This is a genomic window from Kitasatospora phosalacinea (assembly GCF_000716545.1).
In the GTDB taxonomy this organism is placed as follows: Bacteria; Actinomycetota; Actinomycetes; order Streptomycetales; family Streptomycetaceae; genus Kitasatospora; species Kitasatospora phosalacinea.
Genome location: NZ_JNWZ01000004.1, coordinates 146228 through 161822, shown reverse-complemented (window position 1 = coordinate 161822; position 15595 = coordinate 146228). Strand labels below are relative to the sequence as shown.

Annotated in this window: 14 protein-coding genes and 1 tRNA gene; 6 read left to right on the top strand and 9 right to left on the bottom strand. The window is 74.8% G+C overall.

Features of this window, described 5'->3' with window-relative positions; genetic code table 11:
• The 3 genes from OO48_RS03675 to OO48_RS03665 form a co-directional block, all read right to left on the bottom strand.
• On the bottom strand, positions 1-825 hold an 825-nt coding region (locus OO48_RS03675; protein ID WP_033212722.1), incomplete at its 3' end, for a cation transporter.
• A 71-nt stretch (positions 826-896) separates the two neighbouring features.
• The gene (locus tag OO48_RS03670; RefSeq protein ID WP_033212721.1) at positions 897-1115 is read right to left on the bottom strand and encodes a heavy-metal-associated domain-containing protein; all 219 of its coding nucleotides are present in this window, start codon (positions 1113-1115) and stop codon (positions 897-899) included.
• 206 nt (positions 1116-1321) lie between these two features.
• Positions 1322-1582, bottom strand: a complete 261-nt coding sequence (locus OO48_RS03665) for a hypothetical protein (protein ID WP_033212719.1) — start codon at positions 1580-1582, stop codon at positions 1322-1324.
• Positions 1583-1786: 204 nt separating this feature from the next.
• Between OO48_RS03665 and OO48_RS03660 the strand changes: the two genes are divergently transcribed.
• Positions 1787-3007, top strand: coding sequence for a PP2C family protein-serine/threonine phosphatase (locus OO48_RS03660; protein ID WP_051731687.1), 1221 nt, complete (start codon positions 1787-1789; stop codon positions 3005-3007).
• Here the strand turns inward: OO48_RS03660 and OO48_RS03655 are convergent.
• On the bottom strand, positions 2989-4677 hold the full coding sequence (locus tag OO48_RS03655) for a bifunctional 3'-5' exonuclease/DNA polymerase (protein ID WP_033212717.1): 1689 nt from the start codon (positions 4675-4677) through the stop codon (positions 2989-2991). The two genes, OO48_RS03660 and OO48_RS03655, sit on opposite strands and share 19 nt — an antisense overlap.
• Before the next feature lie 230 nt (positions 4678-4907).
• On the opposite strand from OO48_RS03655, the gene OO48_RS03650 reads away from it, so the two are divergent.
• On the top strand, positions 4908-6932 hold the full coding sequence (locus OO48_RS03650) for a M3 family metallopeptidase (RefSeq protein ID WP_033212716.1): 2025 nt from the start codon (positions 4908-4910) through the stop codon (positions 6930-6932).
• A gap of 62 nt (positions 6933-6994) precedes the next feature.
• Here the strand turns inward: OO48_RS03650 and OO48_RS03645 are convergent, their stop codons facing one another.
• Together OO48_RS03645 and OO48_RS03640 are read right to left on the bottom strand one after the other, a co-directional pair.
• Positions 6995-8188, bottom strand: a complete 1194-nt coding sequence (locus tag OO48_RS03645; protein WP_051731686.1) for a glycoside hydrolase family 5 protein — start codon at positions 8186-8188, stop codon at positions 6995-6997.
• A 153-nt stretch (positions 8189-8341) separates the two neighbouring features.
• Entirely contained in the window at positions 8342-8962 is a 621-nt protein-coding gene (locus OO48_RS03640; RefSeq protein WP_033212714.1) for a TetR/AcrR family transcriptional regulator, read from the bottom strand.
• Positions 8963-9109: 147 nt separating this feature from the next.
• Here OO48_RS03640 and OO48_RS03635 point away from each other — a divergent pair, with 147 nt between their 5' ends.
• Entirely contained in the window at positions 9110-10327 is a 1218-nt protein-coding gene (locus OO48_RS03635; protein WP_033212713.1) for an acyl-CoA dehydrogenase family protein, read from the top strand.
• Between the two features lie 2 nt (positions 10328-10329).
• Here OO48_RS03635 and OO48_RS03630 read toward each other — a convergent pair whose 3' ends face one another.
• Positions 10330-11157: an enoyl-CoA hydratase/isomerase family protein gene (locus tag OO48_RS03630; protein WP_081951884.1), complete on the bottom strand. Its 828-nt coding sequence runs from the start codon at positions 11155-11157 to the stop codon at positions 10330-10332.
• Between the two features lie 100 nt (positions 11158-11257).
• Entirely contained in the window at positions 11258-11812 is a 555-nt protein-coding gene (locus tag OO48_RS03625) for a GNAT family N-acetyltransferase (protein WP_033212712.1), read from the bottom strand.
• 60 nt (positions 11813-11872) lie between these two features.
• Here OO48_RS03625 and OO48_RS03620 point away from each other — a divergent pair, with 60 nt between their 5' ends.
• Positions 11873-12487: a TetR/AcrR family transcriptional regulator gene (locus tag OO48_RS03620; protein ID WP_033212710.1), complete on the top strand. Its 615-nt coding sequence runs from the start codon at positions 11873-11875 to the stop codon at positions 12485-12487.
• A 95-nt stretch (positions 12488-12582) separates the two neighbouring features.
• Here OO48_RS03620 and OO48_RS03615 read toward each other — a convergent pair.
• A tRNA-Arg gene (locus OO48_RS03615) sits at positions 12583-12655 on the bottom strand.
• Between the two features lie 615 nt (positions 12656-13270).
• Between OO48_RS03615 and OO48_RS03610 the strand changes: the two genes are divergently transcribed.
• Both OO48_RS03610 and OO48_RS03605 read left to right on the top strand, forming a co-directional pair.
• Positions 13271-13840, top strand: coding sequence for a single-stranded DNA-binding protein (locus OO48_RS03610; RefSeq protein ID WP_063830601.1), 570 nt, complete (start codon positions 13271-13273; stop codon positions 13838-13840).
• 270 nt (positions 13841-14110) lie between these two features.
• Positions 14111-15538 carry a Cys-Gln thioester bond-forming surface protein gene (locus tag OO48_RS03605; protein WP_033212709.1) on the top strand — a complete coding sequence of 476 codons (1428 nt, stop codon included), beginning with the start codon at positions 14111-14113 and terminating at the stop codon, positions 15536-15538.
• Positions 15539-15595 lie beyond the last annotated feature (57 nt).

Below are 15595 nucleotides of genomic sequence, written 5' to 3'. Positions count from 1 at the left end.
CTCGCCGGGGCGCACCACGAACCGGTCGCCGACCACGAGCCGCGCGACCGGCACCCGGACCTCGCGGCCCTCGCGCAGCACGGTGACGTCCTTGGCGCCGAGGTCGAGCAGGGCGTGCAGGGCGGCGCCGGCCCGGCGCTTGGAGCGGGCCTCCAGCCAGCGGCCGAGCAGGATCAGGGTGGTGACGGCGGCCGCGGTCTCCAGGTAGAGCGCGGAGGAGGCGTCGGTGCCGCCGACGGTGAGGGTGAAGGAGTGCCGCATGCCGGGCATCCCGGCGTCGCCGAAGAACAGCGCCCACACCGACCAGCCGAACGCGGCCAGGGTGCCGAGCGAGACCAGGGTGTCCATGGTCGCGGCGCCGTGCCGGGCGTTGGTCCAGGCGGCCTTGTGGAACGGCCATCCGCCGTGGACGACGACCGGGCCGGTGAGGGCGAACGCCAGCCACTGCCAGTTGTCGAACTGCAGGGCCGGAACCATCGAGAGCAGCACGACGGGGACGCTGAGCACGGCGCTGACCAGCAGCCGCTCGCGCAGGGGGTCCGGCTCCCGGGCGGGTTCGACCGGGGGTTCGGGCGCGGCGGGCGGGGGCGGGAGCTCGGCGGTGTAGCCGGTCCTCTCGACGGTCGCGATCAGGTCGGCGACGCTGGTGCCGGGGCCGAAATCCACCCTGGCCCGCTCCGTCGCGAAGTTGACGCTCGCCTCGACGCCGTCGATCCGGTTGAGCTTCTTCTCGATCCGGGCGGCGCAGGACGCGCACGTCATGCCGCCGATGGAGAGCTCGACGCGGTCGCGGGGGGCGGCCGAGGGGTCGGTGGTGGTGCTCATCAACTGGTCCGCTTCGCTTCGCTTCACTGGGTGAGGGGGCGGGGGCGGCGCGGGCCGCCCCCGCGGGCGGTTCAGGAGGCCCGGCCGACCAGTTCGTAGCCGGCCTCGTCCACGGCGGCGGCGATCTGCTCGTCGCTGGGGACGGGCTCGGCGGTGACGGTGACGGTGCCGGCCGCGGCGTCGGCGGCGACCGAGGTGACGCCAGGGAGCGCGGAGACCTCGCCGTTGACGGCCTTCTCGCAGTGGCCGCAGCTCATCCCGCTGACGGTGTAGGTGACGGTGCTGGACATGGTGACCTCCGGGAACGCGTTCGTGCCGCTGTGCCGCGCGGTGCGATGACGACAACCACATTACCCCCTGGGGGTATTCCGCCCGGGGGTGGCGGGTTCCGTGCGCGCGGCCCGCGGCCCGCCCCCGAGGGTAGTGCGCGCCGGGGCGGGAACGGCGGCGGCCGGCGGCACCGCGCCGGGCCGCCCGCCGTCCGTCATCCGAACGGTCAGGCCGACGCCGCCTCGATCAGGCCGACCCCGAGGTGCATCCGCACCGAGGGCGAGAGCGGGTGCGTCTCCAGCGCCGAGGCGCCCGGCGCGCCGATGGTCCCGCCGACGCCGAAGCGGGCCAGGATCCGGCCCGGGCCGACGTCCGAGGCGAACCGCTCGTGGGCCCAGGCGGTGGAGGGGGACGGGGTCGGGAAGCTGCCGAGCGGCACGACGGTCGGCGCCAGGCCGCTGTCGGGGGTGGCGAAGGCGACCGCCACGGTGGCCGTCCGCAGGGCCGGGTCGGTCGGGAGGGCCTTCGGTCCGCGACCCGGGGGTGTCGTGCCGCAACCGGATATCCGGGAGCCCTCCGTCGCCGCGGGAAGTGATGAACGCACGGTATGGCGACTCGCGGGCTTTGGTACGTATTGTCAGAATTCAGCCCGAGCGGGGCAGGGCGCCCGCAGGTCCGATATGTTCGGAAGGTGCACCTTCGACGCGGGGACGGCGGGCCGGTCGACGAGGCCGACGGAGTGCCGCCCAGCCGACAGCGCAACGCCCTGCTGGCGGCCGACCTGCAGGACCTCTCCCTGCTGCGCCGGGCCGGGCCCGCGCTGAGCGCCATCGCCCTGGTCGGCGTCGCCGACTACCTCTCCGGGCACGACCGCTACCTGGCCCCGCTGATGGTCGTCGTACCGTCGGTGGCCGCGCTCACCCTGCGTCCGCGCGAACTGCTCGCGGTCTGCTTCCTCGGCCTGATGGCCCTGCTCGGCCTCAGCCACTTCGACCAGGTCATCGACTTCGGCGACAGCCGCTTCCTGTACGGGGCCATGGTCAGCTACGTCGCCGTCACCGCGTTCAGCGCCTGGGTCGCCGAGCTGCGGATGCGACGAGTCGCGGCCTTCGCGGCCGTCAGCTCGGTCGCGGAGGCCGCCCAGCGCGCGCTGCTGCGCCAGCCCGAACCTGTGGTCGGACCGCTGCGGCTGGCCGTGCGGTACGTCTCCGCCGCGGACGCCGCCCGGATCGGCGGCGACCTGTACTCCGTCCTCGACACCCCGTACGGCACCCGGGTGCTGGTCGGCGACGTGCGCGGCAAGGGGCTCGGGGCGGTGCAGACCGCCGCCGTGGTGCTCGGCGCGTTCCGGGATGCGGCGTACGACGAGGAGCAGCTGCCCGCGGTGGCCGGGCGGATCGAGGCCAGCATGCACCGGCACGTCCCCGAAGGGGAGTTCACCACCGCCGTGTTCGCCGCCTTCCGCGAACCCGGCAGCGTCGACCTGCTGCACCTGGGCCACGTCCCGCCGCTGCGGGTGCACGCCGACGGGAGCAGCGAGGTGGTGGAGTTCGCCGAACCCTGGGTGCCGCTCGGCCTCGGCCACCTGGTCGCCGGCCGGCCCCGCACCACCACCGTGCCCTTCGGCCCGCGGGACGTCCTGGTGCTGTGCACCGACGGCGTCATCGAGGCCAGGGGCGTCCGCGGCGGCGGGTTCTACCCGCTGGCCGAACGCGCCGGGCCGCTGGTGCGCGAGGGCTGGCGCTCGCTGGCCGACCTCGACGCCGCCGTCGCCCGCCTGTACGCGGACCTGCTGGCGCACACCGGCGGCGAACTCGGCGACGACGCGCTGCTGCTGCTCGTCACCCGGCCCGGGCCGGACGCGCCGGGTCGAACGGGCCGGACGGGGGAGCCCTACTTGGCGTCGCCGTAGCAGTCGACCACGGCGGTGGTGAGCGGGAAGCGGACCGGGGTGTCGCCGAAGACCAGGGCGGTGGCCTCCTCGGCGGCCCCGGCGACGGCGGCGGCCACGGTGTCGGCGAGGTCGGCGGGGGTGTGCACGACCACCTCGTCGTGCTGGAAGAAGACCAGGTGCGGCCGGTCGTCGCCGGAGCGCGGCACGGCCAGCCGGCGGCGCAGCGCGGCGAGCAGCGCCAGCGCCCAGTCCGCGCCGCTGCCCTGGATCACGAAGTTGCGGGTGAACCGGCCCCGGGCGCGGGCCGAGCGGCCGCCCGCCTCGCCGGACTCCGGGGCCTCCGTCAAGTCCAGCCAGTCCGCCGAGGGCGGCGGGCAGACCCGGCCCAGGCGGGAGGAGACCACCCCGCCGTCCTCCCCGGTGCGGGCCGCCGCCTCCACGTACCCCATCGCCGCCGGGTAGCGGCGGCGCAGCGTGTTCAGCAGCGGGCCGATGCCGCCGCCGGTCTGGCCGTACATCGCGCCCAGCAGGCCCAGCTTCGCCTTCTCCCGGTCGCCCTGGAAGGCGCTCGCGGCGAGCGCCGCGTACAGGTCGCCGCCGGCCGCCGTCCGGGCCAGGCCCGCGTCGCCCGACAGGGCGGCCAGCACCCGCGGCTCCAGCTGCGCCGCGTCCGCGACCACCAGCAGCCAGCCCGGGTCGGCCACCACCGCGCGGCGCATGGTGCGCGGGATCTGCAGCGCGCCGCCGCCCCGCGAGGCCCAGCGGCCCGTCACCACGCCGCCCACCACGTACTCCGGGCGGAACCGGCCGCCGCGCACCCAGGCCGACTGCCAGGCCCAGCCGTGCGCCACGTGCAGCCGGGACAGCTCTTTGTAGCGGACCATCAGGGCCGCCGCCGGGTGGTCCACCGACTTCAGCTCCCAGGAGCGGGTCGAGGACAGCTGGACGCCCCGGTCCGCGAACGCCTTGATCACCTGGGTGTGCGAGTCCAGGTTGAACGGGCGGGCGCCCAGCTCCCGCTGCACCTCCAGGGCCAGTTCGGCGAGCTTCGCCGGGGGCGCGCCCGGGACCGCCGGACGCGGGCCGAGCAGCTCGGTCAGCAGCGCGTCGTGCACGTCCGCCCGCCAGGGCAGCCCGTCGTGCGCCATCTCGCAGGCCAGCAGCGCGCCCGCCGACTCGGCCGCCACCAGCAGCCGGAAGCGGGAGCGGGCCGCCGGGTCGGGGATCGCCGCCAGCCGCCGCAACTGCTCCGCGTGGACGGCCACCACGGCCTCCAGCTGGTCCGTCCCCGGCGGCAGCTGCAGCCGGTCCGGGGCGAACAGGGCGTCCTCGTCGGGCAGCGCGCCCTCCGGCAGGTCGGCCGGCACCGGCAGCCCGCGCAGCCGCGACCAGGCCGCGCCCAGCGAACGCGGCGACCCGAACCGGCCCTCCCGGCCCAGCAGCAGCGCCTCGGTCAGCCGCAGGTCGTGGCAGCGCGCCAGCCGCTCGGGCAGCGCGGCCAGCAGCGGGCCGTACGCGGTGTCCGCCGTCGGCCACACCCAGCGTGGGGCGTGCGCGGCCTCCACCGCGGCCACCGCCTCGGCCAGCCGCGGCGCGGGCTCGGGCGGGCCCAGCGGCGCGCCGTCCTCGCCGAGCGGCTGCAGGCGGCCGCCGGGGCCGTGCGGGTCGGGCACCAGGGCGTAGCGCACGGGCGGCGGCTCCTCTCGGACGCGTACGGCGGACGTGCCCGGTGTGCGGCCGGGACCTGTCGACGGTAGCCGGTGGCTGTGACAGCGCACGTCGCGGCACGGGGGAGGACGGGAGGTGACGGCGCGTCGCACCCGTCGGCGGCGGGACCGCGCGGGTGCCGGTCGGGGCCGGGCGGCAGCTTGTCCTGACAGTGTTCCGCCAGGGCCCGGCGGCCCGTAGTGTCGCCGCCATGAGCGACAATCCCTTCTTCTCGCCCAGCCCCCTGGTGTACGAGCTCCCGCCCTTCGCCGAGATCCGGGAGGAGCACTACCGCCCGGCCTTCGAACGGGGCATGGCCGACCAGCTCGCCGAGGCCGCCGCGATCGCCGCGGACCCCGAGCCGCCGACCTTCGACAACACCGTGGTGGCGCTGGAGCGTTCGGGAGCGGTACTGCGCCGGGTGGCGGCGGTCTTCTTCAACCAGGACTCCTCCGACACCACCCCCGGCGTCCAGGCGCTCGACGCCGAGATCAGCCCCCTGCTGGCCGCGCACGCCGACGCGATCCACCTCGACGCCGCGCTGTTCGCCCGCCTGGACGCCCTGCACGAGGCCCGCCACGGCCTCGGCCTGGACGCCGAGTCGCTGCGCCTGCTGGAGCGCCGGCACACCGCCTTCGTCCGGGCCGGCGCCCGCCTCGACGCCGAGGGCCAGCGGCGGCTGCGCGAGATCAACGCGGAACTCGCCGCCGACTCGGCCGCGTTCCGCAAGAACACCCACGACGCCTCGCTGGCCGGCGCCGTCGCCGTGGACAGCGCCGCCGCCCTCGACGGCCTCTCCGACGCCGCGATCGCCGCCGCCGCCGAGAACGCCCGCGCGCTCGGCCAGGACGGCCGCTGGGTGCTCAGCCTGAAGAACTTCTCCAACCAGAGCGAACTCGCCGCCCTCACCGACCGCGACCTGCGGAGGCGGCTGCTCACCTCCTCGCTGCGCCGCGGCCTCGACACCAACGGCCCGCTCGCCGCCAAGATGGCCGCGCTGCGCGCCGAACGCGCCGCGCTGCTCGGCCACCCCACCCACGCCTCGTACGTGGTCGCCGACGAGACCGCCGGCACCGTCGAAGCCGTCAGCGCGATGCTCGGCCGGCTGGTCGCCCCCGCCGTCGCCAACGCCGAGCGCGAGGCCGCCGACCTGGCGGCCGCCGCGGCCGCCGACGGGATCGGCGAACTGGCCGCCCATGACTGGGCGTTCTACGCCGAGAAGGTGCGCGCCGAGCGCTACGAGGTGGACACCGCGGCGCTGCGGCCCTACTTCGAGCTGGAGCGGGTGCTGCGCGACGGCGTCTTCTTCGCCGCCAACCTCGCCTACGGGCTGTCCTTCACCGAGCGGCCCGACCTGACGGCGTACCACCCCGACGCCCGGGTCTTCGAGGTGTTCGACGCGGACGGCTCCGCGCTGGGCCTGTTCATCGGGGACTTCCACGCCCGCGAGTCCAAGCGCGGCGGCGCCTGGATGAACGAACTCGTCCCCCAGTCGCGGCTGCTGGGCACCCGCCCGGTGGTCGTCAACAACCTCAACATCGCCCGCCCGGCGCCCGGCGAGGCCGCGCTGCTCAGCTGGGACGAGGTGCGCACCCTGTTCCACGAGTTCGGGCACGCCCTGCACGGGCTGTTCTCGGACGTGGAGTACCCGTCCTTCGCCGGGACCGAGGTGCCCCGCGACTTCGTCGAATTCCCGTCCCAGGTCAACGAGATGTGGATGACCAGGCCCGAGGTGCTGGCCAACTACGCCCGCCACCACGTCACCGGGGAACCGCTGGACGCCGCCGTGGTGGAGCGGATGCTCGCCGCCGAGAACTACGGGCAGGGCTTCCGGACCGTCGAGTACCTGGCCGCGGCGCTGCTCGACTGGGCCTGGCACACGCTGCGGCCCGGCGAGGTGGTGCGGGACGCGGAGGAGTTCGAGGCGCGGGCGCTCGCCGAGGCGGGCGTCGCGGTGGCGGCGGTGCCGCCGAGGTACCGCACCGGGTACTTCAACCACGTCTTCTCGAACGGGTACAGCGCCGGGTACTACGCGTACATCTGGTCCGAGGTGCTGGACGCGCAGACGGTCGAGTGGTTCGGCTCCAACGGGCTCGGGGTGCGGGAGAGCGGGCGGTTGTTCCGCGAGCGCCTGCTGTCGCGGGGCGGCAGCCGGGACGCGCTGGAGTGCGTGCGGGACGTGCTGGGGCGGGGGCCGGAGATCGGGCCGCTGCTGGCCCGGCGGGGGCTGGAGTAGGCGGGGACGCCGCGGGACGCGCCGGGCGCGTCGGGCGGGAGGAGGGGAGAGCGGAGGGGGGGTCAGTTCCCGGTGAAGACGGGGGCGTAGCCGGGGGCCGGGCGGCCGTCGGGGGTGAGGGCGCAGTAGCCGCCGGTGCCGCGGCACCAGTACCACATGGTCCAGCCGGCGGCGAAGGTGCGCATGGCGGCGACCTGGCGGCGGACCAGTTCGGCGTTGCCGGGGGTGGCGGCGGAGGGCGGGCCCCACTCGCCGACCAGGACGGGGAGACGGTGGGCGGCGGGGTAGGCGGTGACGGCGGCGGTGTAGGCCTCGACGAAGCCGCCGGCCGGGTCCCAGTCCCGGCCCGCCTCGACGGCGGTGTCGTAGAAGTGCGGGGCGTAGCCGATCCGGTCGGGGCCCGGGCGGGGGTCGGTGAAGCCGGGCAGGCTGGTGGGGACGCCCTGGCCGACCAGGACGGTGGGCTCGACGAACAGCCAGGCGTCGCGGTCGGCCCGGCGGACGGCGGTGATCAGGCGGCGGTACATCGCGGCGAGCCGGCCCCGTTCGAGGGTGGCGGAGGCGGCGGCCAGGACGGCCGGGTCGGCGGGGTCGCCGTCGACCGGGCCGAAGGGTTCGTTGAACAGGTCGTAGCCGAGCAGGGCGCGCTTGCCGCGCAGTTCGCGGGCGACGGTGGTGTACAGGTCGGCCTGGGCGCGGCGCAGGTCGGGGTCGTCGTACAGGTGGCGGAAGGCGGCCTGGACGGAGGGCTGGAAGTAGCCGGCGAACCAGTCGTCCGGGTCGGGGGTGAAGGGCAGGCCGTCGTCGCGGGTGGCCCAGGCGGGGGCGCCGCCGTCGCCGCCGAGGAAGTACTGGCCGTAGACGTCCTGGTGGAAGTCGACGACGGCGTACAGGCGGTACTTCCCGGCCCAGTCCAGGAGGCGGCCGAGCCGGGCGAGCTGCGCCCGGTCGTAGTGGCCGCGGGCGGGTTCGAGGCGGGACCAGGAGACCGCGATCCGGATCAGGCCGAAGCCGTCGGCGGCGAGTTCGCGCAGGTCGGCCTCGGTGGTCTCGTCGTACTTGTCGAGGTTGAAGCCGCGCAGGTCCAGGACGCGGCCGCGGGGATCGGTGAAGGCGGTGCGGCCGTCGGCGAGGGTGGTCGAGGAGACCGCGCGGGCGTCGAAGGGGCCGCGGTCGGCGGGCGGGCCGGCCGAGACGGTGCCGAGGACGGCGGCGGCGGTGAGCAGCAGGGCGGCGGCGGAGCGGAGGACGCGCACGGGGGGCACCTCACGGCGGGGTGGGGGAGGGGTGCGCCGATCCTGCCGGAGCCGTTCCCGCCGCACAAGAGGTGAGACATGCTCATGTTCTCGCGTCGGCCGGGCGTCGGCCGGTCGGTGGCCCGTCGGTGGCCGGGTGAACGGGTGCCGGGGTCAGGCCTCCGGGGCGGTCAGCATCGGCGGCAGGTCGGCGGCCGCGGCGAGGCGGCCCCACAGCAGGTCGGCGAGGGCCTGCACCATCCGGGCGCGCGGGCAGGGGCGGGTCTCCAGCCACCAGTCGCCGGCCGCCAGCACCATGCCGGTGATCGAGCGCCCCCAGGTCTCGGAGAGCAGCGGCCCGTCCTGGCCGAGGTCGATCTGCTGCTGGACGGCCCGGGTGATCTCCTCGGCGATCTGCCGCAGCGCGGGCGCCAGCGCGTTGCCCGCGCCGGTGGGGTCGCCGGGCTCGGGGTGGGTGAGCAGCCGGTACACCTGCGGGCGGGACTCGATCGCGGCCAGGTAGACGTCCAGCACGTGCTCGACCCGGTCGCGGCGCTCCAGCGGCTCGTTGAGGGCCGAGCGGACGGCGGCCAGCAGTCCGGCGGTGTGGCGCTCGGTCAGCGCGCCGATCAGGCCGTTCCGGTCGCCGAAGTGCCGGTACAGGATGGGCTTGGTGATGCCGGCCTCGGCGGCGATCGCGTTCATGCTGGCGCTCGGGCCCTCGCGCTGGACGACCCGGTCGGCGGCGTTGAGCAGTTGTTCGCGGCGGGGTTCGAGACGGGGTTCGGTGGTCATGCGCTGCTCCTCGTGCGGGCGGGTAGGCGGCTCGGCGGGCGTTGACACCGGTTACCTATCGGTAGCAGACTCGCCGCCATGTTACCGGAGGTAACAGCGCAGTGGCGCGGACCCTCCGGCCCGTACGACCGTCTCCTGGAGGCCGACATGACCACCTTCTCGCTCGACCCCGGGCCCGACCAGATCGCCGTCCGCGACTGGCTGCACGGCTTCGCCGCCGACGTGATCCGACCCGCCGCCGCGGAGTGGGACGAGCGCGAGGAGACCCCCTGGCCGATCATCCAGGAGGCCGCCAAGCTGGGCATCTACTCGCTCGACTTCTACGCCCAGCAGTTCTTCGACCCGTCCGGCGTCGGCATCCCGATCGCCATGGAGGAGCTGTTCTGGGGCGACGCCGGCATCGGCCTCGCCATCACCGGCACCACCCTGGCCGCCGTCGCCGTGCTCGCCAACGGCACCGACGAGCAGATCGGCACCTGGGCCCCGCAGATGTTCGGCACCCCCGAGGACGTCAAGGTCGCCGCGTTCTGCTCCTCGGAGCCCGACGCCGGCTCCGACGTCTCCGCGCTGCGCACCCGCGCCGTCTACGACGAGGCCAAGGACGAGTGGGTGCTGAACGGCACCAAGACCTGGGCCACCAACGGCGGCATCGCGCACGTCCACGTGGTGGTCGCCACCGTCGACCCCGAACTCGGCTCCCGCGGCCAGGCGTCCTTCATCGTCCCGCCCGGCACCAAGGGGCTCAGCCAGGGCCAGAAGTTCAAGAAGCACGGCATCCGCGCCTCGCACACCGCCGAGGTCGTCCTCGACGGCGTCCGCGTCCCCGGCCACTGCCTGCTCGGCGGCAAGGAGAAGCTCGACGCCCGCCTCGCCCGGGCCCGCGAAGGCGCCAGGGGCGGCGGCAAGAACGCGGCGATGGCCACCTTCGAAGCCTCCCGGCCCGCCGTCGGCGCCCAGGCCATCGGCATCGCCCGGGCCGCGTACGAGGTCGCCCTCGACTACGCGAAGACCCGCGTGCAGTTCGGCAAGCCGATCATCGAGAACCAGGGCGTCGCCTTCCAACTCGCCGACATGAAGACCCGGATCGACGCCGCCCGGCTGCTGGTCTGGCGGGCCTCCTGGATGGCCGTCAACAACAAGCCGTTCACCAGCGCCGAGGGCTCGATGTCCAAGCTGTACGCCGGGGAGACCGCCAAGTACGTCACCGCGCAGGCCATGCAGATCCTCGGCGGCAACGGCTTCACCCGCGAGTACCCGGTCGAGCGGATGCACCGCGACAGCGCCATCTACACCGTCTTCGAGGGCACCAGCGAGATCCAGCGGCTGGTCATCGCCCGGGCCATCTCGGGAGCGCCGATCCGCTGACCTCAGAACCGGGGTTCGCGGCGCTCCAGGAACGCGGCCAGGCCCTCCCGGACGTCCGGCGCCGTCCGGGAGGCGCGCTCCCACGGCGCCAGGGCGTCCGCCGCGTCCGCCGGGGCGACCGACAGCGCGGCCTTCACCGCGCCGATCGTCTGCGGCGAGCGCCGGGCCAGCAGGGCGGCGAACTCCCGCGCCCGGGCGTCCAGGTCGGCGACCGGGACGACCTCGTCCAGCAGGCCGAACCGCTCCGCCCGGGCGGCGGGGAGCAACTCGCCGGAGAACAGCAGGTACTTGGCCCGGGCCGGGCCGACCAGCGCGGCCAGCCGCAGCGTCGGCACCGCCGGGTACACCACGCCCAGCTTCGCCGGGGTGATGCCGAGGCGGGCGTCCTCGGCGCCCAGCCGCAGGTCGCAGGCCAGCGCCAACTGGCAGCCGCCGCCCACGCAGGCGCCCCGGACCACCGCCAGCGTCGGGCGCGGGAACGCCGCCAGTGCCTCCTCGGCGGCCACGTTCAGCGCGTGGTAGGCGTCGGCCGCCGCCGGATCGGCGTAGACCCCGGCCAGCTCCGCGATGTCCGCGCCCGCCGAGAACGCGCCCGCCGCGCCCGTCAGCACCAGCACCCGGACGTCCGGGCGCTCCGCCAGTTCCGCCAGCACCCCGGGCAGCGCCCGCCACATCGCGCCGGTCACCGCGTTGCGCCGCTCAGGGCGGTCCAGCAGCAGCACCGCCACCCGGTCCGGGCCCACCCAGCAGCGCAGGCCCGGGGCGCCGACGGGCAGTTCGGCGTCCCCGGGGCCCGGGCGGTCGAGCGGACGGTCGGTGCGCACGGGCATGGCGGGCCTCTCGGGAGACGGCGGGTGCCGCCCCAGGCTTTCACGCGGGCGCGCGCCGGGCGACGTGATCCGCGTCAACCCCGGCCGCGCGGCCGGCCGGCTACCCGCCGCGGGCGGCCCGCCACTCCGGGGCCAGCATTGACCAGACCTCCAAGTCCAGCCGGACGCCCAGGTGTTCGGTGTGGGCGCGCAGCGTGCCGTCCAGCGTCATGCCCAGCCGCCGGGCCACCGCCCGGCTGCGCAGGTTGACCGTGCTGTTCCACCACTCGGCGCGGTACAGGCCGCGTTCCAGCAGCGCGTAGTCCAGCAGGTGCCGGACGGCCGCGGTGACCAGGCCGCGGCCCTGGGCGGCGGGCTCGCTCCACACGCCGATCTCACACACCCCGCCCGGGGCGTCGAAGCCGACGAACATCACGCCGCCCACCAGCGTGCCCGCCAGCCAGATCCCGTATATCCGGCCGGTGTCCTCGGCCTGCTTGTCGGCGAACTTCCGCAGCGTCGCCCGGGCGGATTCCGGATCGGTGCTGCGGGTGGCCCACGGGATCCACGGGTCGATCCCGGCCCTGGCCCGGTCCATGTGCTCCAGGAACTCCCCGGACTGCCACGGTTCCAGCGGGCGGAGCTCGGCGTCCTCGGCGAGCGCTACGGCGTACATTCGGCATCCCCTTCGGGCCACGCGGTACATAACAAACGTTTGGTATGTACCCTAGCGCGCATGACTCCACCCGCCAGGGGCGATCACGAAGCCCGTCGCCGCGACGTCTCGGAAGCGGTCTGGCGGGTCCTCGCCGAACGCGGCTTCGGCGGGCTCACCCTGCGCGCCGTGGCCGCCGAACTCGGCGCCTCCACCGGCCTGCTCACCCACTACTTCCCCAGCAAGCGGGCCCTGGTCGCGCACGCGCTGGAGGTCCTCGACCGGCAGGCCGCCGAACGCCGCCGGCCCGCCACCGAGGCGGCCGGCGCCGCCCGCGGCCTGGTCGCGCTGCGCGCCGCGCTGCTCGACGTCCTCCCGCTGGACGAGGAGGGCGACGCCGGCAACCGGATCCGGGTCGGCTCCTGGGACGCCGCCCTCGGCGACGCCGAACTCACCGCCGGGCACGCCGAGCGCTACCGCCGGGCCCGCCGCGGGATGGCCGAACTCTGCGCCGAGGCCCAGGAACTCGGCGAGCTCCCCGCCTCCCGCCCGGCCGACGACCTGGCGGCCGGCGCCCAGTCCTTCGTGCTCGGGCTGGTGGTGCAGGCGCTGTTCGCCCCCGGGGAGTTCCCGCCGGAGCGCCAACGCGCGCTGCTGGACGGCTTCCTGGCGGACCTGGCGGCGGGGCGGGAGTAGCGCGCGGGGAACGGCGCGGGCGGGGCCCGGGAGGGGCGGCGGTCCGTGGCCGGGTGCTCACCCTGCGGCGTCGGAGCCGGTCGGGCCGTGTGGGGCGCCCCCAGCAGGATTCGAACCTGCGACCTACCGCTTAGAAGGCGGGTGCTCTATCCGCTGAGCTATGGGGGCCGGGGTGCTGACGTCGGCCCGCTTGCCGGGCCTGGGCCGGGACGGGATGTTCCGGGACAGGATACGGGTGTTCAGTTCCGCCACCTGGACTTCGAAGGCCGGACCGAGGTGTGTCGGCCTCCGCGGGGCGGTCCGATAATCGCAGGTAGTGCCGGGGAGTGCAGCGGTCTACCGGCTCTCGGGGCGGGACGTTGTGCAGTCGTTACGGGGCTGCGACCTCACCCGTTATGGATTCGGCGGGCAATCGCCCGGAGCGGCCCGCGGGTGGGGGCGCGTTTAGGGGTTCCATCGGTCGGATGACATGGACGGGGCGAGCCGTCGGCCACCCGTTCGTGGTTCCGCGGGCGGCGCCGGGGTCTCCGCGGGGCGCGCGGCCGGCCGTCGGCGGGGCGGGCTCGCTCTTGTCGTGGACACGGCATTGAAATGATCGGTTTCCGACCGGGGAAAGCGGTGAATTCACCCGGGCGAGTGAGCCGGGTTTTCCACAGGCCGGAGTTTTCCACAGGCGCCGGGAAGAAACTGGTGCGCATTTCCCGGAAAGCGGAGGATCTTTCCCGGCGGGGATTCCGTCGGGAAAGAGCGCCGGTCGCCGCGGCCGGGAACGGAGGAGTCGGAATGGACGAGGCCCTGGTGACGATGGTCGGGAACGCCGCGTCGAGCGTGACGTACCGGGAGACGGCCGGCGGAGTGTCGGTGGCGAACTTCCGGTTCGCCGCGCGGGAGCGGCGCTACGACCGCGAGCGCGGCGACTGGACGGACGGCGACACGACCTGGGTGACGGTGGTGGCCTGGCGGCGGCTCGCGGTCAACGTGGTCAGTTCGGTGAACAAGGGCGATCCGCTGCTGGTGAGCGGACGGCTGCGGGTGCGCGAGTGGGAGCAGGAGGGCAGCCGACGGGTAGAGGTGGAGATCGACGCCCGCGCGGTCGGCCACGACCTGTCCCGGGGGACGTCCGCCTTCCGGCGCGGCCTGGAGGGCAAGTCGGCCCCGGCGCAGGCCGGTTCGCCCGAGGACGGCCGTCCGCGGGCGGCGGCCGGGCCGCGCGCGGTGCGGCTGGTGGAGGAGGCGGTTCCGGACTGGATCGTGGCGGCGGTCGCGGCCCGGCGCCGGGCGGAGGAGGGCGGCCCGGCCGGTGGGGTGCGGGGGGAGGGCGGTGCGGATGTGACGCAGGAGGTTCTGAACTGACCGGATCGGGGCACTTCTTGGGTCGGTGAGTGCAATCATGATTGCCGCGGCGGCGCCCCGTGGCTTTATGTCGATACATCAACTGACCTCTGCGATCAGCTCTTTGATAACGGAACAGCCACGATATCGTCCTGATTCGCTACGGCCCTGGAGCGGCGGGATCCCGCTCGTAGGATGCGTCGGGTCCACACACGTGCAGCGGCGCCACAGGGGGTGCCGCTTTGCCAGGGCGGGTTGCCGAAGGCACGTCACCGCCCGAAGGGATCCCACATGTTCCACAAGCAGGGGCGGGCCGTTTCCCGCGTCGTTGCTGTCATGCTCGCGTCCGGCCTGGCTGCCGGCACGGGCCTCCTCGCGGCCGGTGCGGCGGCCGCGGCCGACAGCACCTCGGACGTGACGGCGAAGATCGTCCAGGGATCGAAGGGGGACGAGCAGGAGCCCATCAGCTACTTCGATCCGGACAAGCACATCTGGAAGAACAGCACCGCGGGCCCCTTCTTCATCAAGATCGGCGGCGCCGATCCCGCGCTGCCGGTCTACTGCATCGACCTGCTCCAGCCCGCCAGTTGGGACGCGACCTACCACGAGACCGACTGGAACTCCAGCTCGCTCCAGGACAACCCCGGCGCCGGGCCCAAGATCCTCTGGATCCTCCAGCACTCCTTCCCCGCCGTGAACGCCGACGCGCTGAGCGCCGCCTCGGGCGTCAAGGGGCTCAGCAAGGCCGACGCCGCGGCCGGCACCCAGGTCGCGATCTGGTCCTTCTCGGACCCGAACGTCCAGGTCAAGCAGGAGGACAAGGAGGCCAAGGCGTTCACCGAGTGGCTGATCGCCCAGGCCAACCAGAACGGCAAGGGCGAGGAGCCCAAGCCGACCCTCACCCTGGACCCGACCTCGGTCGGCGGCAAGTCCGGCACCACGCTGGGCCCGATCACGGTCGCCGCCGGGGGCGGCACCGCCGCGGTCTCCGTGGCCCTGGACGACAAGGGCACCGCCGCCAAGGTGACCCTGGTCGACGACAAGGGCGCCGCGGTCAAGAACGTGAAGTCCGGCGACAAGGTCTACGCCAAGGTCCCGGCCGGAGCCTCCGCCGGCAGTGCCTCCATCACCGCCTCGGGCACCGCCACCTCGTCCGTCGGCCGCGCCTTCGTCGGCCGGATCGACGGCAAGCCCAGCCAGACGCTGATCCTGGCGGGCCACGGCACCGTCCCGGTCTCCGCCAAGGCCGCCATCAGTTGGGGCCTCGGCGCGGTGCCGACCGCCGACGCCGTGGTCGACTGCGCCAAGGGTTCCCTCGTGGTCACCCTCGGCAACAAGGGCGACAAGGACGCGGCCTTCAAGGTCGCCGGCAAGGACTACACGGTCAAGCCGGGCGGCACCCAGAGCGTGACCCTGCCGGTCAAGGAGGACGAGAAGTACGACTTCACCGTCACCGGCCCCGAAGGCTTCTCCAAGGAGTTCACCGGCCTGCTGAACTGCAAGACCGACAGCTCCACCAAGACCCCGCCGCCGTCCACCGGCAGCCCGGCCCCGACCACCCCGGCCCCGTCGGCCAGCCCGACCGGCCCTGAGCTGGCCTCCACCGGTGGCGGCATGGGCACCGGCCTGACCGCCGCCGTCGCCGGCGTGCTGGTCGTCGCCGGCGGTGCCGCGGTCTACGGCCTGCGCCGCCGCGGCCGCCACGGCCGCACCTCCTGAACGACGAGCTGAACCCCTCCGCCCGGCGCCCGCGCCCGGCGGAGGGGAACGGCCCCG